The following is an 18,846-nucleotide window of genomic DNA, read 5'->3' on the forward strand; positions in this document are numbered from 1 at the left end:
GCCGCCGATGGCAGCGGCTGGGCCGAGGCCGCCCGGGGACGCCTGGTGCATCGGGTGGCGTGCCGGGACGACCGCGTCGTCGACTACCACATCATCACCCCGACCGACGCCATGCTCGACGGTGCTGTCGGCCCCGATGGCGAGCGGCAACGGGGTTTTCTTTCCCGATTGCTGGAATCCGCCCACGGCCAGGGCGAGTGCCATGGCTACAGTCATGGCCTCAGTGATGGCGACAACCAGGCCCGGCAGCGGGTGGCGATGGCGCTGAGCTGTGCCGATCCCTGTCTGCCGGTGGTGTGGCAGGAGTCGAGTGAAGCGCTGTACCAGGCGCCTTCGCAGGCGCCATGCCGGAAGGCAGGGCCGCCAGGGGGGAGGTCATCATGCACGAATTGAGCCTGTGTCAGAGCATCGTCGAACTGATCGAGGAGCAGGCCAGCGTCCAGGCGTTCGAGAAGGTGACCCGGGTGTGTCTCGAGATCGGGGCCTTGTCCTGCGTCGAGCCCGAGGCCCTGGCGTTCGGTTTCGATCTGTCCACCCGTGGCTCCGTCGCCGAAGGGGCGACGCTGGATATCGTCAACATACCGGCCACGGCCTGGTGTTTCGGTTGCAATCGCACGGTGGATATTGCCCAGCGTGGCGACGATTGCCCCCTGTGTTCCAGCGCCCGTCTGCACGTGACCGGCGGAGAGGAACTTCGCGTCAAGGAACTGGAGGTTGTCTGATGTGTACCGTCTGCGGATGCGCCGAAAGCGGTGACCAGAGTCACGCCCATCATCACGAGCACGAGCATGCTCATTCCCACAAGCACGCTCACTCCCATTCCCACCCCCATGCTCACCCCCACACTCACTCCCATGCTCACCCTCATTCCCACGAGCACGAGCACGCCCACGCCCATTCTCATGATCATGTGCACGCCCATGTTCATTCCCATGGCCACGGCGACCACACCGGCGCTGCCGAGCCGGATGCCTCGCCGCATCTGGACTGTGGCGCAGGGCCTGCCGGGGTCGAGGTGGCGGGGATGTCGCAACGCCGTCTGGTGGAGATCGAGACCAACATCCTGGCCCGTAACGACGCCATCGCCGAGGGCAATCGGCGGCGCCTCGAGGCCGACGGCGTGCTGGCGCTGAATCTGGTGTCGAGCCCGGGTTCCGGCAAGACCACGCTGCTTGTGGACACCATCCGTCGGCTCGGTGCCGAGGGGGTGGCGGTGATCGAGGGCGACCAGCAGACCGCCAATGACGCCCGGCGCATTCGCGAGACCGGGGTGCCGGCGCTGCAGGTCAATACCGGCAAGGGCTGCCATCTCGACGCCTCCATGGTCGAACGGGCGCTGCCCCAGGTAAGCCCGCCCGGGCTTGGCCTGTTGTTTATCGAGAATGTGGGCAACCTGGTGTGTCCGGCGGGCTTCGATCTGGGCGAGGACGCCAAGGTGGTGATCCTGTCGGTGACCGAAGGCGAGGACAAGCCGCTCAAGTACCCGCACATGTTCGCCGCCGCCTCGCTGATGCTGCTGAGCAAGGTCGATCTGGCGCCCCATGTCGACTTCGACATGGACGCCTGCGAAGCCTACGCCCGTCGGATCAATCCCGAACTGGAGATCCTGCGGCTGTCGGCCACCAGCGGTGAGGGCATGGACGCCTGGCTCGACTGGATCGACGCACGCCGTGAGGCGCTCAGGCAGCGCGCCTTGAGCCGGGCGCGCCAGCACCTTGCCATGCTCGAGCAGCGCTAGGGGTCGCCATGTCCACCTTGGTCGAGGGTCCGCTGTTCGATGGACGGGGTGTTGCCGCCGAGTCGCTGCCCAGTGTGCTGATGGTCGGTGCCGCCAGCGAGCGAATCGGCTCGCTTGAGGACGTCACGCAAGGGCGCCTGGAGTGCCTGAGGGCGACGCACTGGGAAGAGGCTCGGGCGCTGCTGGTGTCCGAGTGGGTCGGGCTGGTGATTGTCGAGCTTGCACATGAGGGCGACGCCGCCAGGGGTGCGGGACTGTCCCCTGACGGTGGCTGGGCCAGGGAACTGGCCCATCGCTGGCCCGAGGTGCAGTGTCTGGTGATCGCCGATCATGGGCCCACCTCGGTCGGTGACTGGCCCGAGGCGTTTCACCTGCTTTGTCGCCGCAGTCCGGTCGAGGTGGTGGCGCGAACCATCGACGTCGCCCTGCGTCAGTATCAGCTCGAGCGGGAGTGTCGGCGGCTGCGCGCGGAGCGTGCCCTGTACCAGCCGACCGTTCAGGCGCGGCTGGCGGCCCACCGCCGGCGGATGCGCGAGGCGGGGGGCTTCGAGACGATCATCCGGGCGCCGGGGTCGCCGCTGGAGCCGCTGTGCGACATGGCGGCGCGCATCGCCGGCTTCGACGTGCCGGTCCTGGTGACAGGAGAAAGCGGCACCGGCAAGGAGTTGATGGCCCGGGCGATCCACGCCAGCAGCCTGCGCTCGGAGATGCCTTTCTACGCCCTGGACTGCGGCGCGGTGACCGATGAACTGCTGGAGAGCGAGCTGTTCGGCCACTGCAAGGGGGCCTTCACCGGGGCGAGTTCAAGCCGCGTCGGACTGCTGGAGCGGGCCCACGAGGGCACCCTGCTGCTGGACGAGATCGGTGATACCTCCAGCGCCTTTCAGCTGCGCCTGTTGCGTTTTCTGCAGGAGGGGGAAGTGCGCCCGGTGGGTTCCAACGAGGTGCGCCAGCTGGACGTCCGGGTCATTGCCGCGACCAACCGGGATCTGATGGCCGAGGTGGCGGCAGGGCGCTTCCGGGAGGACCTCTACCATCGCCTGACGGTGGCCCCGGTTCAGTTGCCACCGCTGCGCGAGCGCGCCTGTGATATCGCGGCTCTGGCCGAGGTGCTGCTGGCGCGGATCGCTTCCCGCCACGGGATCAGGGTCGGCGGCTTCACCGATGCGGCGATGGCGTGTCTGTGCGCCTACGCCTGGCCCGGCAATGTTCGCGAGCTGGAAAACCAGATCACCCGCATGGTGATGCTGGCGACCGGCGAGAAGCTTGGCGTCGAACTGCTGGCGCCGCACCTGCGAACCGATGAATGGCGTCAGGCGCCAGTCGAGCGGCGCCAGGACCTGCCTGAGCCGCCGAAAGCGAATACGACGGCCGATCCGGTCGAGGACGACGAGGACGCCGGCACCCTGCGCGAGCGGGTCGAGCGCCTGGAGGCGAGCTGCCTGGCCCGGGCGCTCGAGCGTCATGGCGGCAACAAGTCGCGTACCGCCAGTGAACTGGGGCTATCGCGCATCGGCCTGAGGGCCAAGCTGCAACGCTACGGGATCGGCGAGGCGGCCGGAGACCCCGAATAGGCCGAGATTCGAATCGGCCCTGAGCAGACCACCATCAGCGTGTCAGCACGGCATCAGCAGATGCGCGGTAGCTGCTCTCCCACCAGCATGTCGACGATGCGCTGGCCGCCAAAGCCGGTGCGCAGCGTCACCCGTCCCGGCTTGCCGACCAGTGCCTGACCGATGATCGCGGCTTCCTTTCCCAGCGGATGCCCGCGCAGGGCGACCAGGGCCGCCTCGGCCTGAGCCGCGGGCACCACCGCTACCAGCTTGCCTTCGTTGGCCAGGTACAGTGGATCCAGGCCCAGAATCTCGCACATCCCCCGGACCTCCTTGCGCAGCGGCAGGGCCAGGTCGTCGAGTTCGATGGCAAGCCTGGAGGCATCGGCCATCTCGTTGAGCACCGTGGCGACGCCGCCCCGGGTGGCGTCACGCAGGCAGCGGGTCTCGGGGGCGGCGGCCAGCAGTGCCTCGATCAGGCCATTGAGGGAGGCGCAGTCGCTCTCCAGGTCGGTGTCCAGCGACAGGTCGCCACGGGCCGCCAGGATGGCGGCACCGTGATCGCCGAGCCAGCCGTTGACGATGATCACGTCGTCGGCCTGAATGCGCTCGATACCGAGCTTACGCTCGACGGGAATGACGCCGATGCCGGTGGTGGTGATGAAGACGCCGTCGCAGGCCCCGCGCTCGACCACCTTGGTGTCACCTGTGACGATCTCGACGCCGGCCTCGCGGGCCGCAGTAGCCATGGAGCGGGCGATGCGCCTCAGGTCATCGATCGGCAGGCCTTCTTCCAGGATCACCGCGCAGGACAGGTAGCGGGGATGGGCGCCCCCCACGGCCAGGTCGTTGACGGTGCCGCACACCGCCAGCTTGCCGATGTCGCCACCGGGAAAGAACAGCGGGTCGACCACGAAGCCGTCGGTGGTCATGGCCAGTCGGTCGCCCAGGCATGCCAGCTCGGCCAGCTCCAGCCGCGCCTGGTCCTCGAGCACCTCGGGAAGCGCGGTGAATTCCCTGACGAAGACGTCATCGATCAGGTCCTTCATGGCCTTGCCGCCGCCTCCGTGGGCCTGGGTCACCGCGCGGGCGGCAAGGGTGGGAAGCTGTCGTCGTGTCGTATCGCTCATGATTCGGCCTGGCTTGTGCTGTGGTTCGGGCTATCGACGTTGCCACCGCCGTATTGATAGTAGGCGGCGCAGGCGCCTTCGCTGGAGACCATCAGCGCGCCCCGGGGTTGATCCGGTGTGCAACGCTTGCCGAACAGCTCGCACTGCCAGGGCTTGAGGTTGCCGGTGAGCACGTCACCACAGCGGCAGTTGTCCGGGTCGGCCACCTGCTGGTTGGGCACGGCGAACTTGCGTTCGGCATCGAAGGCGCCATAGGCGTCCTTGATCTGGACACCTGACTCGGCGATCGATCCAAGCCCGCGCCACTCGCAGCTCTCGCGGGGCTCGTAGACCCGATGGAAGGCCTCCAGCGCGGTGAGATTGCCGTCGCTGGTCACCAGACGCTGGTACTGGTTCTCGACCTCGGCGCGGCCATCGTGGAGCTGGCGAACGACCATCAGCAGCGACTGCAGGATATCCAGGGGCTCGAAGCCAGAGACCACCACCGGGCAGCCGTAACGCTCGGCGATGAAGCGGTAGGGGTCGGTGCCGATGATCATCGACACGTGTCCCGGCCCGAGGAAGCCATCCAGGCGATGGTCAGGATTGTCGAGGATCGCCTGTAACGTCGGGATGATGGTGATGTGGTTGCAGAACACCGAGAAGTTGCCGACCCCTTCGCGCTCGGCCTGGGCGATGGTCAGGGCGGTGGAGGGAATGGTGGTCTCGAAGCCCAGGCCAAAGAACACCACTTCCCGATCCGGATGCTTGCGCGCCAGTGCCAGGGCGTCGGTGGGGGAGTAGACGATGCGCACATCGGCGCCGTCGGCCTTGGCCTGCATCAGGCTCTTGCGTGAGCCGGGAACCCGGATGGCGTCGCCGAAGGTGGCGAGGATCACCTCGGGACGCTCGGCGATGGCGACGCAGTCATCGACGCGCCCCATCGGCAGCACGCACACCGGGCAGCCGGGGCCGTGAATCAGCTCCAGTTCCGGCGGCAGCATGGCCTCCAGCCCATAGTGGAAGATCGCGTGGGTATGGCCACCACAGACCTCCATGATGCGCACCGGGCCGCCGCGCTGCTCGGCCAGGCGGGCGACCAGGGTGGTGATGTGTTCGAGGATCTGCCGGGCGCGGGCGTGATCGCGGAATTCGTCGATGAATTTCATGAAGAGACCTCCTGGTCGCCGGTCAAGGTCAGGGCGTCGAACTCGTGGGTATCGCCCAGTTCGTCCAGCAGTTCGAGGGTGCGCGCCGCAGCCTCGGCGTCGATACGGTTCAGGGCGAAGCCCACATGGACCAGTACCCAGTCGCCCACGCAGCGTTCGGGCGGGTGGTCGTCATCGACGATGCAGGCGATATTGATCTGGCGTCGGACCCCGCTCACGTCCACCGTGGCGAGCTGCGCGTCGGCGTCATCGAGGGAAATGATCTGTCCTGGAATTCCCAGACACATGGGCGGTCTCCTGTGCGTTATTGGATGCCGTGGTGGCGGTAGTGACAGTGGCAATGGAGGGAACGGTTGTTGTTGTCGAGATCGTCGAGATTGCTGAGGTCGGACTATCCGACGCCTGGTCGGAGGCCAGCGGATGCCGCCGCGCCGCCGCGATCAGCGCCTGGCCCAGGGCGATGCCGCCGTCGTTGGCCGGCACCTGGCGGTGGGTCAGCACCCGAACAGGCAGGGGGGCGAGGCACTTAAGCGTCAGTTCCAGCAGGGTGCGGTTGTGAAAGCAGCCACCGCTCAGCGCGACGGCCTCGACGTTGCGCGTGCTGGAGAGGCGCCGGGCATGGTCGTTAGAGACTTCGTCGAGTGCGTCGTCCTGCATGTCGCCTACGACGTCGTCCAGCATCTCGCCAACGACCTCGCCAACGACCTCGCCAAGCCCCTTGGCCAGTCCCAGGTGAAAGCGCGCCGCGATCAGCGAGGCGTCCTTGCCGGCGGCCAGGTCGTCAAACAGCGCCGTCCACATCGGTGCCGGATCGAGAATCCGGTGACCGCCTTGCTCCCTGTGAAGGGCGAAGGGATAGGCCGCAAGGGCGCCAGGCGTGCGTGACGTAGGCGACGGGGTTGGTGTCAGCGCGCGGGCGGCCAGGGCTTCCAGTGCCATGGCCGCTTCGCCTTCGTGGTGCTGGCGATCGAAGCACAGCTCCAGGGCGGCGGCGACGGCGTCGAACAGGCGCCCGCAGGAGGAGGCGAGGGGGCTGTTGATCCCGGCCTCGATCATCCCGCTGAGGGTGTCGATCGGCTTCTGCTGCAGTCGCTTTAGTACGCCAAGGTTTGGGTGGCGGCGTTTGAGGGCGGCAAGGCCGGGACCGGCGATGAGCTGCGCCAAGAGGTTGCGCCAGGGCTCGCGGGAGGCGGTGCCGGCTCCCGGCATGGCCACGGACTTGAGCGAACCTAGTCGCTGGCAATGGCGATAATCCGCAATCAGGAACTCACCGCCCCACAGGCCGCCATCCTCGCCAAGGCCCAGGCCGTCCAGGGCGATCCCCAGTACCGGAGCGGCGTCGCGAGGATAGCCGTTGTCGGCCAGACAGGCGGCGATATGGGCGTGGTGATGGCCAATGGCATCGAGTGGCAGGCCGGCGTCGTCGGCCATTCGCCGAGCCATGTGACGAGCCATGTGACGAGCCATGTCGCTGGTACGGTAGTCCGGGTGAGAGTCGCAGGCCAGCCAGGCGGGACGGTGGTCGTAAAGCGTCAGGAAGTCGTCAAGATTGCGTTCGTAGTCGTCGAGGGTGGCGGCGTCGTCCAGGTCACCCTGATGCGGGGACAGGATCGCGCGCTGGCCATCCACCAGGCAGAAGGTGGCCTTCTGTTGCGGACCCAGGGCAAGCCCCGGCGAGATGTCCTCGAAGCCAGGCGGCAGCGGCAGTGATGCCGGGGCGTAGCCCCTGGCACGACGCAGCATGCGCACCTTGCCGGCGGCCAGCTGTACCAGGCTATCGTCGATACGCCGGGCGATGGCGCGGTCGTGGGTGAGGGCGTGGCTGGCGATCGTCGACAGGCGGTCAGCCAGTTGGCCATCGTCGATCAGCTGGGGCTCCCCGGAGACGTTGCCGCTGGTCATCACAATGGGAAAGGGCAGCCGATGGCACAGCAGCACGTGCAAGGGGGTCGATGGCAGCATCACGCCGAGCCCGTCGAGTCCCGGGGCCAGGGCCTCGGCGAGTGGCCGGCCTGGGGCCTCGTCACGGCGCCGCTCGAGCAGCACGATGGGCGCGGCGGCTGAGCAGAGTGCCCGTTGTTCGAGCTCATCGAGCCGGCAGTAGCGCCTGACCATCTCCAGGTCTTTGGCCATCAACGCCAGCGGTCGTGTGGGGCGATGCTTGAGCCGTCGCAGGCGCTCGAGGGCCTCGGTGCTGGTGGCGTCGCAGGCAAGCTGGTAGCCACCGAGTCCCTTGATGGCGAGGATCTGGCCCTGGCGGATCAGCGCGGCGGCCTGGTCGATGGGAGCCTCGAGCGAAGATTCAGTGCGAGTCTCGAGGGCATCTTCGCCCGCCAGCCAGGGCCCGTCGTCCAGCGCCACCAGACGCACCTGTGGCCCGCAGGCCGGACAGGCGATGGGTTCGGCATGAAAGCGACGGTCGCCGGGATCCAGATATTCGGCGCGACAGCACTCGCATAGCGCAAAGTCAGCCATGGTGGTGGCCGCCCGGTCGTAGGGCATGTCACGAATGATCGACAGGCGTGGGCCACAGTGGGTGCAGTTGGTCAGGGCGTAGCCGGAGCGTCGCTGGTGCTGGCTCAGTATTTCTTCTGTGCAGGCTGCGCAGATGGCGGCGTCCACGGCGATATCGGTGCGCGTTGCGCCCTCGAGACTATCGACGATGGTGAAGCCGACTCGGTGCAGCGGTGCCAGGCCCGAGCGAACCTCGATGTCGGTGATCTGTGCCAGTGGGGGCGGGTCGCGCTTGAGTCGTTCGATCAGGCTCTCGAGGCGTTCACGGGGGCCGGCTGCCCGGATCAGCACGCCTTCTCCGTCGTTGAGCACCTCACCGACCAGCGCTAGCCGGTTGGCCAGTTGCCATACCGTCGGACGAAACCCCACACCCTGCACGCAGCCGCGGACCCGGATTTCTACCGTGGTCTCTGGTGTGCATGGCGGTGTCGTGGGGGTGTGAATGGTCATGACGTCCAGCGGTGAAGAAAAGACCTGCCTGACTATTTCACAGCTAACGCAGGCCAAACTTGAGCTGTGACAACCTTCTACGACCACCATACCCCTCCCCTGAGGTGCCCCCGTGGCGCTTCTGTGCTGGTGTGAGCGGATGTGCCGCTTTCCTGACCCATCGTCAGATTGCCCTGGCGCAGCATTGCCGACTTGGCATTGGACAAGTACTGTATAAAATAACAGTATTCGGTATATTGGCGTCCGCCCGCTAAGGCCAGGGCGTGGACCTGAAACCTGGACCTGAAACCCGGACCAGAAATCTGGGTTAGAAATCTGAGCCGGGCTGGAGTATCTAGCGAGCCAGGGGCGCAGCTCAGCAGAGAACGCCAGCAGAGAACGGCAGCAGCGAACGCCATCAGAGCAGGCCAGTTGAGCAGACCAAGAGCGGAGCGGGAGAGGAGCGGGAGAGAAGCGATGAAGGCAGCAGACAACCAGGCCCGTGACAACGCAAGTGATGACCTCTCGCGCTTGATGCAGCGAGGCAGCGTCTGGCGGGCGCGGCGACAGTGGCACCGTGATCAGCCGGAGGGCGACACGAGGCGCGGGATATCCACCGGGGTCGAGGCCCTGGACGAGGTGCTCGGCGGTGGCTGGCCCCGGGGAGAGCTGCTGGAACTGCTGCTGGATCGAGCGGGTTGCGGTGAGGTTCGTCTGTTGCTTCCGCTGATGCGCAACTGCGAGCGGGTGGTGTGGTTCGACCCACCCTGGCAGCCTCATGCGGCGGCCCTGGCGGCGGCGGGCCTGGATCTGTCGCATCTGGTCATCGTGCGTACCCGCCATCCCAGGCAGCGGCTGTGGGCCATGGAGCAGGCATTGAAGAGCGGCTGCTGCGATCTGGTGCTGGGCTGGTTCGCCGCGGTGCAGGGGCAATGGCTGCGGCGGCTGCAGCTCGCCGTGGCGGCAGGAGGCGGCCATGGCGCGCTGATTCGACCGGCCGACTTCGCCAGGCAAGGGTCAGTGGCCCCCTGGCGACTGCGGTTGTCGGCTCCTGATCAGAGCAGCGGTGAAGAGACGGCGCCCTTGTCGAGCCGCATCAAGGTCCATGCCTTCAAGCGCAAGGGGGCCATGCCTGCCAGGGCCATCGATATCACCCTGGCCGACTCTAGGCTGTCGCCCCCGTGCCCGTGGCCGACCTCGCTACCGTGCGCCCCCAGTGGGGAACGTCGATCCCGCCCCGTGTTGCTCGTCTCCGAGCGCAAGGGGGCGGGGCGATCATGAAGGGGCTGTGGCTATGCCTTCACTGTCCGCAGCTTGGGCTGGAGGTGCTGAGCGCCGGCGATGACGGACCCCTCGCGTTGCTGTGCGAGGACGGGGAGCGTATCGCGCTGGCCTCGGCCAGGGCCTGGCAGGCCGGTGTGCGGCCGGGCATGACGATCAATGCCGCACTGTGTCTGGAGCCAGGACTCCGGCTGTTGACGCCGGACTCAGATGTCAGCCGACGTCGTCTCGAAGGGCTGGCGCTGTGGTGTGCCCGCTTCAGCGCCCGGGTCAGTCTCGAGCCGACGGGGGAGAACGCCGCGTCCTGGGGGGTGGTGATGGAGATCGCCTCGATGCTCGACTACTTCGGTGGACTCGAGGGACTGTGGCGGCGCTTGCACGAAGAATTGGCGACCCTGGAGCTTGAGGTGTCCAGCGCCACCGGGCATACCCCGCTGGCCGCCTGCCTGCTGGCCCGGACGGGGGGCTATTGCGGCCAGGGCGAGGCGGAGCATATGGCCAGGCTCGGCAGGCTTCGCCTCGACCGGCTGGGGCTGTCCGCACGCCAGCAGTCGCGCCTCAAGGGACTCGGGTTTACGCACCTCAACGACCTGCTTGTGCTGCCGCCAGCCTCGCTGGCCTCGCGCCTGGGGACAGACCTGCGGCGCTACCTTCAGCGCTTGACCGGCGAGGTCGCCGATCCCCCGCCGGTATTCGCGCCGCCGCCTCGCTTCGATCGTGAGCGGGAGCTGGTCCATGAGATCGAGCTGGCCGCCGGCATCGTGTTTCCCCTGCGGCGCCTGCTGGCGGAGCTCGAGGGCTTTCTCAAGGTGCGTTGCGTCAAGGCATTGTCGTTGACCTTGACCCTGTATCACCGGGAGGGGGCTCAGCACCTGAGCGTGGGGCACGCCGGGGGCGAGCAGGCGGCGGAGGCCTGGCTCGATCTGTGCCGGTTGCGCCTGGAATCAGTGGTACTCGAAGCACCGGTGTTGCGCCTGCGCCTGGAGGTCAGCGAGGTTGCTAGCCTGCAAGAGGTGGCAACGGACCTGTTTCAGGCGGCGCCGCCCAGAGACACCCCCGAGGCACTGTTCAGCCGGTTGCGTTCTCGTCTCGGTGATGGCGCCGTGTTGCAGCCCATGGCGCTGGAGGATCATCGCCCCGAACGGGCCTCCCGCTTGGTAGTGCAGCCGGGGACCGCCCGCAGGCCCCCGTCTGAAACCCAGAACGCCAACCATCCGGCCTGGCTGCTGGAACACCCCGAGCCGCTGATGCCGGCGACCCTCGAGCGTCTGGTCTGGGCCGCCGGGCCCGAGCGACTGGCCAGCGGCTGGTGGGATGACGCCCCTGCGCGGCGTGACTATCACGTGGCCTGCTGGCCGGACGGTCGCCACGGCTGGGTCTTTCGCGACGCCGAGTCGCAATGGTGGTTGCATGGCTGGTTCGGTTGAGCGTGTCGGCGAGCCACCTGACGCTGCCGAAGTCGCCCCGGGCCCTGGCTACGCTGAGCTACATTGCCTGTCCAACTTCACCTTTCTCAAGGGCGCGTCTCACCCCCATGAGCTGGTCGCCCGCGCCGACGAGCTTGGCTATAACGCCCTGGCGATCACCGACGAGTGCTCGGTGGCCGGCATCGTGCGCGCCTGGGAGGCTGCCCGAGACCACCGGATCGCGCTGATCGTCGGTGCCGAGTTTCGCCTGGCCGACGAGGTCGTGGTCGTGCTGGCCGAGAACCGCAGCGGCTACGCCAGCCTGTGCCGGCTGATCACCCTGGGCCGTCGCCGTGCGCCCAAGGGCAGCTATCGTCTCGACTGGGAGGACCTGGAGGCGCTCGAGGACTGTCTGCTGCTGTACCTGCCGGGCAACGACGACGCCCGGACTCGGGAGAGAATTGCCTGGCTGAAGCAACGCTTCGACGGGCGCTGCTGGGTGATGGTCCAGCGCCACTTTCTGGCAAACGAGGAGGAGCGATTGACAAGGCGGATGAGGCTGGCCAGTGCCGCAGGCCTGCCGCTGGTCGCCAGCGGTGGTGTCCTGATGCACCAGCCGAGCCGCAAGCGATTGCAGGACGTGCTGACCGCACTTCGGCATCGCACCAGCGTGCAGCGCGCCGGTTTTCTGCTCGAGCCCAACGCCGAGCGCTGCCTGCGCCCCCTGTCGCGGCTGGCGCAGTGTTTCGCGCCTGCGCTGCTCGAACAAAGCCTGCGTATCGCCGAGCGCTGTCGCTTCGACCCCGGTGAGCTGCGCTACGAGTACCCCGAGGAACTGGTCCCCGACGGCCATACGCCGTCGTCCTGGCTGGCGCACAAGGTGCGCCAGGGCGAGCGGCTACGCTTCCCGGAGGGTACGCCTTCGGATATCGCCGAGCAGATCGCCCGCGAGCTTGAGCTGATCGCCAGGATGGCCTACGAGCCGTTCTTTCTGACCATCGAGGACATCGTTGCCTTCGCCCGAAGCCAGGGCATCCTGTGTCAGGGGCGTGGCTCGGCGGCCAATTCGGTGGTCTGTTACTGCCTGTTCATCACCGAGGTGGACCCGCGTCAGGTGCAGCTGCTGTTCGAACGCTTTATTTCCGAGGAGCGCGACGAGCCGCCGGATATCGACGTGGACTTCGAGCACGAGCGCCGCGAGGAGGTGATCCAGTACATCTATCGGCGCTACGGCCGCGAGCGGGCCGGGCTTGCCGCCACCGTGATCAGCTACCGCCCCAGAAGTGCACTGAAGGACGTGGGGCGGGCGCTGGGGCTGCAACCGGGCTATCTGGCCTGGCTCGCCAGTCGGCTGGATCGACGCGAGGGCGAGTGTGCCTGGCTCGAGGCGCTCAAGCAGACGGTGGGGGAGACGGTAGGCGCGGGAGGTGAAGAGGGCGCCTCCACCGCCGTCCCGGAACTGCTGCGCCATCTGGTCGAGCTGGTGGAGCAGCTATTGGGCTTTCCCCGACACCTGTCACAGCACGTGGGGGGCTTCGTGATCTCGCGCGGGCCGCTGCACGAGCTGGTGCCGGTGGAGAACGCCGCGATGGAAGGGCGCACCCTGATCCAGTGGAACAAGGATGACCTGGAGAGCCTGGGGCTGCTCAAGGTCGACGTGCTGGCGCTGGGCATGTTGACCGCCATTCGCAAGACCCTGGCGCTGCTGTCTGACGGAGGTGAACACAGGGACGACGACAGGCGCTGCTACGAGAGCACGGGCGAGATCGACGACGATGGCGAGAGCAAGGGCGAGCATCAGGCCATGGCCATGTCCCGGGTGCCCCGGGATGATCCCGAGGTGTACGCCATGCTCAGTCGCGGGGACAGCGTCGGCGTCTTCCAGGTGGAGAGCCGTGCCCAGATGAACATGCTGCCGCGCTTGAAGCCACGCAACTACTACGACCTGGTGATCGAGATCGCCATCGTTCGTCCGGGGCCGATCCAGGGTGACATGGTGCATCCCTACCTGCGGCGTCGCGACGGCATCGAGGAGGTCAGCTATCCCAGCGACGAGGTCAGGGGCGTGCTCGAGCGGACCCTGGGGGTGCCGATCTTCCAGGAGCAGGTGATCAAGCTGGCCATGGTGGCGGCGGGCTATTCCGGTGGCGAGGCCGACCAGTTGCGGCGGGCCATGGCGGCCTGGCGGCGGGCCGGCACCATCGCCGAACACCAGCAGCGGCTGACCGCCGGGCTGCGTGCCAGGGGCTACAGCGATGAGTTTGCCAACGCCATCTGTCGCCAGATCGAGGGCTTTGGCCAGTACGGCTTCCCCGAGTCCCACGCGGCCAGCTTCGCCCACCTGGTGTACGTCTCGGCCTGGCTCAAGTGTCACCACCCCGCGGCCTTCTGCTGTGGCCTGCTCAATAGCCAGCCGATGGGCTTCTATAGTCCCTCACAGCTGGTGCAGGATGCCCGCCGCCACGGCGTCGAGGTGCGTCCGGTGGATCTCAATGCCAGCCACTGGGACGCCACCCTGGAGCCGGACGGCGCCCTGCGTCTGGGCTTTCGCCTGGTCAAGGGGCTGGGGCGTGGTGCCATCGACAGCCTGCTGGCGAGGCGTCCGGCCAACGGCTATGCCAGCGTCGCCGAGGCCAGGCGTCGCGCGCCGATGTCGGCCCGCGAGTGGGAAGCGCTGGCGGCGGCCGGGGCGCTGTCGAGCCTCGGCGGCCATCGCTACCAGGCACGCTGGAATCTGCTGGCGCCGGATCCGGCGCTGGCGCTGGGCGAGACCGATATCCTCGACGACACCACCCCAGAGCTGGCGCCCCCCAGCGAGCAGGCCGACCTCGAGGAGGACTTTCGCCATCTGGGGCTGAGCCTTGCCCGCCATCCCATGGCGTTGCTGCGCGAGCAGGCCGCCATGGGGCGGCAAGGACTGGCGCGTTGCCTCAAGGCCTGTGAGCTTGCCGAGCTGGACCACGGCCATCTGGTCCAGGTGGCGGGGCTGGTGACCACCCGCCAGCGCCCAGGCACCGCCTCCGGGGTCACCTTCGTGACCCTGGAAGACGAGACCGGCAACGTCAACGTGGTGGTGTGGAAGGACACCGCCAAGGCCCAGCGCCAGGCGCTGTTGAACGCCCGGCTGTTGAAGGTCACCGGCCATCTGGAGCGCGAGGGCAGCGTGATCCATGTGATCGCCGGACGGCTCGAGGACTTGAGCGGCTTATGGGCCGAACTCGGCGTGCCCTCGCGGGATTTCCGCTAGGGCTTGTCTGAAAAGTGCCTGCGCTCGGTAATACGGCGTTAAAAATCGGATCAAAATGCTCATTTACACCCCGTAAACTGCGCTTTCTCACCGATTTTTGCCTTGTCTAACCTTCGCTCGTCGACTTTTCGGACAGCGCCTAGGTCTTTCCGTCTGCTTGCTGAGCCGTCCTGTGCTTGGTGCCGCCCCGGTGTCGGGCCATGGCTCAGCGCTTGAGCACGCTGCCGTCGTCGTCGAGCAGGGGATAGGAGCCCTGTTCATCGTGGGTCTCGGGACCGACCAAGGCCGGCGAGAAGGTACAGATCACGGTCATGCCCTTTTCGCTCGACAGGATATGCTGCTGGTGCTTGTCGAGGGCGTAGAGCACACCGGGCTTGAGATCCCACTTGCCGCCCTCGGTCAGGTCCTCGATCTGGCCCTCGCCTTCGATGCACAGGACCGTCTCGGTGTGGTTCTTGTACCACATGTGGAGTTCCTGGCCGGGCTTGATGTAGGTCTCGTGGACCGAATGCCCCATGCCGTCCTTGCGCAGGGTGTAGCGCCGGCTGATCCACTTGTCGTCCTCTACGGCTGACTTCTCCGCATCCTTGTGACTACGTACGATCATCGTTGCACCTCCTTTGGCGGATGATGGCGGTCTCCTTCGCCGCCGTCTCGATGGGGGCCGGGGGCCGTCCTGTGGTGGCTTTCCTGGTGCGAGCCTCCCGGTCCACGCAAGAAGTGGTGGGGACTGGCTTCATGCCAGTCGTCTCGCCAGCAGTCGGGGAGTTGTTGCGCTTTCTGGTGGTCGATCAAGGCGCCGACCTCCAGGCTGTCGACTTGCCATACCCGGGTGGCGGTGGCCGGGCCCTCGAGCAGGTGCTCAGGGCGCAGCTCGCCAGGGCCTGCCAGGCCCATGGTGCCGATCATGTCGAGGCAGGCGTCCAGGGTGGCCCGATGGAAGCGCTGGACGTTGTCGGCCTTGCTGTCGACATCGATGGAGCGACTGCGGGCCGGATCCTGGGTCGCCACCCCGGTGGGGCAGGTGTTGGTGTGGCAACGCTGGGCCTGGATGCAACCCAGGGTAAACATGAACGGACGCGCGGCGTTGCAGACGTCGGCGCCAAGCGCGAACTTCTCGACCATGTCGATGGCAAGCGCCACCTTGCCGCTGGCGATCACGCTGATTTCGTCGCGCTTGCCGATCCCCTTGAGGCAGGCGTCGACGATCGGCAGCGCCTCATCGATATAGCGGCCCACATGGTCGGCGTACTCCGCCGGTCCCGCGCCGGTGCCGCCCTCGGCGCCGTCCACGGTGATGAAGTCCGGCTGGATGCCGCTTGCCAGCATGGCCTTGCACATCGCCAGCATGTCCCGGGTGTGGCCCAGGCACAGCTTGATGCCCACCGGCTTGCCGCCGCTCAGATCGCGCAGGCGCTGGATGAACTGCATCAGTTCCAGCGGGGTGGAAAATTCCGGGTGGGCCGCCGGTGAATAGCAGTCTTCCCCCACCGGGACCTGGCGTGTCTCGGCGATCTCCTGGTCGACCTTGGAGCCGGGGAGCATGCCGCCGTGCCCCGGCTTGGCGCCCTGGGACAGCTTGATCTCGATCATCTTGACCTGATCCTCGCGGGCCTTGGCGCTGAACGCTTCCGGGTTGAAGCGCCCGGCCTGGTCGCGGCAGCCAAAGTAGCCGCTGGCGATCTGCCAGATCAGGTCACCGCCGTGCCTCCGGTGATAAGGACTGATGGCGCCCTCGCCGGTGTCCTGAGCAAAGCCGCCGCGCCTGGCCCCCAGGTTGAGGGCGGTGATGGCCCGTCCTGACAGGGCGCCAAAGCTCATGGCCGAGATATTGAGCCGTGAAGAGCGGTAGGGGCGGTGGCACTGGGGGCCACCGATCGTCACCCAGGCTTGCTGCGGGTCGACGCGAGTGGGGATCATGGCGTGGGCAATCTGGCGACGCCCCTGGCGTAGCACGTCCTGGCGGGTGCCGAAGGGGGCGGTGTCGCTGCGTCCCTCGGCCCGGGCGCCGATGATCTGGCGCTGTTCGCGATTGAACGGCCGGCCGCTGGTCTCCGATTCGAAGAAGTACTGGCGCAGTTCCGGACGCAGAAATTCCATCATGTAGCGCAGATGGCCGACGATGGGGTAGTTGCGCAGCACGTTGTGGCTGGAGCGAAGGTCCAGCACGCCGACCACCCCCAGCGCCGCCAGTGGTAGCCACCACCAAAGCTGTTGCGGGGACGTCGGTAGCCAAAAGATGCCGAGCAGGCCTACTGCCAACAGATAACCGATCAGCAGTAGCCGAGGTGAACCAAGCATGAGCGCAGATCCTTTGCGTTCAGAACCTGCCTCAATGTTATACAAACATTATGCACTGTATGCAAACAGCGCCATGCCTGGCTCTTACTCCTTCAACCAGCGAAAAGCGCGGGCGAGAAAGTCGCTGGCGTCATGCTCGATGATCTCGCCGTGGGCCATGATGATTCGAGCGGGCCGCCAGGAGAGCAGGGTGCGCAGATGTTCGCTCGCCAGGTAGCGTCGGCCGAGGAAGCTCAGTCGCCACTCCAGCGGCATCCTGCCATCCGGCGCCAGGATGCCCGAGAGCCTGGCCAGTCGACGCTGCAAGGGCGTCAGGGAAGCAGGGGGGAGATTGCCGATAAGATCGGCCACGATCAGGCTGCGGCTGGAACGATGCAGGAACACCGCTTCCTGCATGCGCGATGAGCCGGTGAACAGGCACTGGTCGATATCGTCACCCCAGAAGCGGTTGGGCGTGCCATCCAGGGTGCTTTCGAACACCAGGTCGCCGCGCTTGGCGATGACTTCCCGGGTGCCGAAACTGCGAGCCATCGGGTAGGCCATCTGCCATTCGCGCATGAACAAGTGGTGACAATGGTTGGGAGCGATCAGGAAGTGTACCTGGCCCAGCTCGTCGAGGGCGTCACGCAGTGGCTCGGTCAGCGGGACGGGGCTGTGCACCCACAGCCGGTCGCCACTCAGGCGTACCACCACCATGCGTGTCGGATAGGGCAGCAGCTTGCCTCTGATGACGGGCCCATCCGCTATCCATAGCTCAGGCGCCGTTGCCTTGAGTGGTGGAGAATCGTTCGAGAGTGTCACGCTCTTGTTCCTGCGCTTGATGACATCTCTCGAATATAACCTCTTTGCGATAGAGTTGCTGCATGTGACTGGCATGTAAACGACAACACCGAGGCATGCCTCGGTGTTGACACAGGAAACGTGATGTTACGTCGGACGCTGCGGTGAGCCTCAGACGTTGAAGCGGAAGTGCACCACGTCGCCGTCCTTGAGCACGTAGTCCTTGCCTTCCAGGCGCCACTTGCCGGCGTCCTTGGCACCCTGCTCGCCGTTCAGGCTGACGAAGTCGTCATAGGCCACCACTTCGGCGCGGATGAAGCCCTTCTGGAAGTCGGTGTGGATGACACCGGCGCCTTCCGGGGCGGTGGCGCCGACCTTGACGGTCCAGGCACGCACTTCCTTGACCCCTGCGGTGAAGTAGGTCTGCAGACCCAGCAGGGCGTAGCCGGCGCGGATCACCCGGTCGAGGCCGGGCTCTTCCATGCCCATCTCGGCCAGGAACATCTCGCGTTCCTCGTCATCGAGTTCGGCGATCTCGGCTTCCAGCTGGTTGCACACGGGAACCACCACGGCGCCCTCGGCCTCGGCGATGCCCTTGACCACGTCGAGGTAGGGGTTGTTGTCGAAGCCGTCCTCGTTGACGTTGGCGATGTACATGGTCGGCTTCAGGGTCAGGAAACCGAAGCTCTTGATCTGCTTCTTCTCGTCATCGCTCAGATCGAAGCTGCGCAGCGGCTGGCCTTCGGCCAGGTGCGGCTGGATCTTGTCGAGCACCGCCTTGGTGGCAATGGCGTCCTTGTCGCCGCCCTTGACCACGCGAACCAGGCGCTGGATGGCCTTCTCCACGGTGTCGAGATCGGCCAGGGCCAGCTCCAGGTTGATGGTCTCGATATCCGCCGCCGGGTCGACCTGGTTGGCCACGTGGATGACGTTGTCGTTGTCGAAGCAGCGCACCACGTGGGCGATGGCCTGGGTCTCGCGGATATTGGCGAGGAACTGGTTGCCGAGACCTTCACCCTTGGAGGCACCGGCGACCAGGCCGGCGATATCGACGAATTCCATGGTGGTGGGCACCACCTTCTCCGGCTTGACGATCTCGGCGAGCTTGTCGAGGCGCGGGTCCGGCATGGGGACGATGCCGACATTGGGCTCGATGGTGCAGAACGGGAAGTTCTCTGCATCGATGCCGGACTTGGTCAGGGCGTTGAAGAGGGTGGACTTGCCGACGTTGGGCAGACCAACGATGCCGCAGTTGAATCCCATGGGTGGTTCCTGAAGGCGTGAAGTGAAAGAAGTCGGCGCACAGTGTATGACGTCGG

At 66.5% G+C, this 18,846-nt stretch carries 15 protein-coding genes; 7 read left to right on the forward strand and 8 right to left on the reverse strand.

Going from position 1 to position 18,846, the window contains the following annotated elements; all coding sequences use genetic code 11:
* The 4 genes from NH448_RS20770 to NH448_RS20785 all read left to right on the forward strand — a co-directional run.
* On the forward strand, positions 1–393 hold a 393-nt coding region (locus NH448_RS20770), incomplete at its 5' end, for a hypothetical protein (RefSeq protein ID WP_253029366.1).
* Positions 381–722: a hydrogenase maturation nickel metallochaperone HypA gene (gene hypA, locus NH448_RS20775; protein ID WP_108132930.1), complete on the forward strand. Its 342-nt coding sequence runs from the start codon at positions 381–383 to the stop codon at positions 720–722. The genes NH448_RS20770 and hypA, both read left to right, overlap by 13 nt.
* Positions 722–1,738, forward strand: a complete 1,017-nt coding sequence (gene hypB / locus NH448_RS20780) for a hydrogenase nickel incorporation protein HypB (RefSeq protein WP_253029367.1) — start codon at positions 722–724, stop codon at positions 1,736–1,738. The genes hypA and hypB overlap by 1 nt, the downstream gene beginning before the upstream one ends.
* A gap of 8 nt (positions 1,739–1,746) precedes the next feature.
* Positions 1,747–3,312 (forward strand): sigma-54 dependent transcriptional regulator, encoded by a 1,566-nt coding sequence (locus NH448_RS20785; protein WP_253029368.1) that lies wholly within the window; start codon positions 1,747–1,749, stop codon positions 3,310–3,312.
* Between the two features lie 53 nt (positions 3,313–3,365).
* Here NH448_RS20785 and hypE read toward each other — a convergent pair whose 3' ends face one another.
* Genes hypE through hypF form a run of 4 tightly spaced genes read right to left on the reverse strand, consistent with a single transcriptional unit; the run spans position 3,366 to position 8,533 of the window.
* A complete protein-coding gene (hypE, locus tag NH448_RS20790; protein ID WP_253029369.1) occupies positions 3,366–4,421 on the reverse strand; it encodes a hydrogenase expression/formation protein HypE in 1,056 nt (351 codons plus the stop codon).
* The gene (hypD, locus tag NH448_RS20795) at positions 4,418–5,569 is read right to left on the reverse strand and encodes a hydrogenase formation protein HypD (RefSeq protein ID WP_108448932.1); all 1,152 of its coding nucleotides are present in this window, start codon (positions 5,567–5,569) and stop codon (positions 4,418–4,420) included. Before hypD ends, hypE begins: the two co-directional genes overlap by 4 nt.
* Positions 5,566–5,856: a HypC/HybG/HupF family hydrogenase formation chaperone gene (locus tag NH448_RS20800; RefSeq protein WP_253029370.1), complete on the reverse strand. Its 291-nt coding sequence runs from the start codon at positions 5,854–5,856 to the stop codon at positions 5,566–5,568. Before NH448_RS20800 ends, hypD begins: the two co-directional genes overlap by 4 nt.
* Entirely contained in the window at positions 5,816–8,533 is a 2,718-nt protein-coding gene (hypF, locus tag NH448_RS20805; protein ID WP_253029371.1) for a carbamoyltransferase HypF, read from the reverse strand. The genes NH448_RS20800 and hypF overlap by 41 nt, the downstream gene beginning before the upstream one ends.
* Positions 8,534–8,989: 456 nt before the next feature.
* Between hypF and imuA the strand changes: the two genes are divergently transcribed.
* From imuA to NH448_RS20820, 3 genes are read left to right on the forward strand one after another with little or no spacing between them, the layout of a single operon-like run.
* Positions 8,990–9,793 (forward strand): translesion DNA synthesis-associated protein ImuA, encoded by an 804-nt coding sequence (gene imuA, locus NH448_RS20810; RefSeq protein ID WP_253029372.1) that lies wholly within the window; start codon positions 8,990–8,992, stop codon positions 9,791–9,793.
* On the forward strand, positions 9,790–11,220 hold the full coding sequence (locus NH448_RS20815) for a DNA polymerase Y family protein (protein WP_253029373.1): 1,431 nt from the start codon (positions 9,790–9,792) through the stop codon (positions 11,218–11,220). The genes imuA and NH448_RS20815 overlap by 4 nt, the downstream gene beginning before the upstream one ends.
* The gene (locus NH448_RS20820) at positions 11,204–14,446 is read left to right on the forward strand and encodes an error-prone DNA polymerase (protein WP_253029374.1); all 3,243 of its coding nucleotides are present in this window, start codon (positions 11,204–11,206) and stop codon (positions 14,444–14,446) included. The genes NH448_RS20815 and NH448_RS20820 overlap by 17 nt, the downstream gene beginning before the upstream one ends.
* 205 nt (positions 14,447–14,651) lie before the next feature.
* Here NH448_RS20820 and NH448_RS20825 read toward each other — a convergent pair whose 3' ends face one another.
* The 4 genes from NH448_RS20825 to ychF form a co-directional block, all read right to left on the reverse strand.
* Positions 14,652–15,053, reverse strand: a complete 402-nt coding sequence (locus NH448_RS20825) for an ectoine synthase (protein WP_045995170.1) — start codon at positions 15,051–15,053, stop codon at positions 14,652–14,654.
* Entirely contained in the window at positions 15,050–16,747 is a 1,698-nt protein-coding gene (locus NH448_RS20830) for an FMN-binding glutamate synthase family protein (protein WP_253029375.1), read from the reverse strand. The genes NH448_RS20825 and NH448_RS20830 overlap by 4 nt, the downstream gene beginning before the upstream one ends.
* A gap of 84 nt (positions 16,748–16,831) precedes the next feature.
* Positions 16,832–17,548, reverse strand: a complete 717-nt coding sequence (locus tag NH448_RS20835; RefSeq protein WP_045995169.1) for a DUF4336 domain-containing protein — start codon at positions 17,546–17,548, stop codon at positions 16,832–16,834.
* 150 nt (positions 17,549–17,698) lie between these two features.
* Positions 17,699–18,790 (reverse strand): redox-regulated ATPase YchF, encoded by a 1,092-nt coding sequence (ychF, locus tag NH448_RS20840; RefSeq protein WP_045995168.1) that lies wholly within the window; start codon positions 18,788–18,790, stop codon positions 17,699–17,701.
* Positions 18,791–18,846: the final 56 nt, after the last annotated feature.

It is taken from the genome of Halomonas sp. OfavH-34-E (assembly GCF_024124525.1).
Classification (GTDB): Bacteria; Pseudomonadota; Gammaproteobacteria; order Pseudomonadales; family Halomonadaceae; genus Halomonas; species Halomonas litopenaei.

Bases quoted from the DNA above. Each gene is read 5' to 3' on its own strand.
- hypA (WP_108132930.1), top strand. From the start codon at position 381: ATGCACGAATTGAGCCTGTGTCAGAGCATCGTCGAACTGATCGAGGAG.
- hypB (WP_253029367.1), top strand. From the start codon at position 722: ATGTGTACCGTCTGCGGATGCGCCGAAAGCGGTGACCAGAGTCACGCC.
- NH448_RS20785 (WP_253029368.1), top strand. From the start codon at position 1,747: ATGTCCACCTTGGTCGAGGGTCCGCTGTTCGATGGACGGGGTGTTGCC.
- hypE (WP_253029369.1), bottom strand. From the start codon at position 4,421: ATGAGCGATACGACACGACGACAGCTTCCCACCCTTGCCGCCCGCGCG.
- hypD (WP_108448932.1), bottom strand. From the start codon at position 5,569: ATGAAATTCATCGACGAATTCCGCGATCACGCCCGCGCCCGGCAGATC.
- NH448_RS20800 (WP_253029370.1), bottom strand. From the start codon at position 5,856: ATGTGTCTGGGAATTCCAGGACAGATCATTTCCCTCGATGACGCCGAC.
- hypF (WP_253029371.1), bottom strand. From the start codon at position 8,533: ATGACCATTCACACCCCCACGACACCGCCATGCACACCAGAGACCACG.
- imuA (WP_253029372.1), top strand. From the start codon at position 8,990: ATGAAGGCAGCAGACAACCAGGCCCGTGACAACGCAAGTGATGACCTC.
- NH448_RS20815 (WP_253029373.1), top strand. From the start codon at position 9,790: ATGAAGGGGCTGTGGCTATGCCTTCACTGTCCGCAGCTTGGGCTGGAG.
- NH448_RS20820 (WP_253029374.1), top strand. From the start codon at position 11,204: ATGGCTGGTTCGGTTGAGCGTGTCGGCGAGCCACCTGACGCTGCCGAA.
- NH448_RS20825 (WP_045995170.1), bottom strand. From the start codon at position 15,053: ATGATCGTACGTAGTCACAAGGATGCGGAGAAGTCAGCCGTAGAGGAC.
- NH448_RS20830 (WP_253029375.1), bottom strand. From the start codon at position 16,747: ATGCTTGGTTCACCTCGGCTACTGCTGATCGGTTATCTGTTGGCAGTA.
- ychF (WP_045995168.1), bottom strand. From the start codon at position 18,790: ATGGGATTCAACTGCGGCATCGTTGGTCTGCCCAACGTCGGCAAGTCC.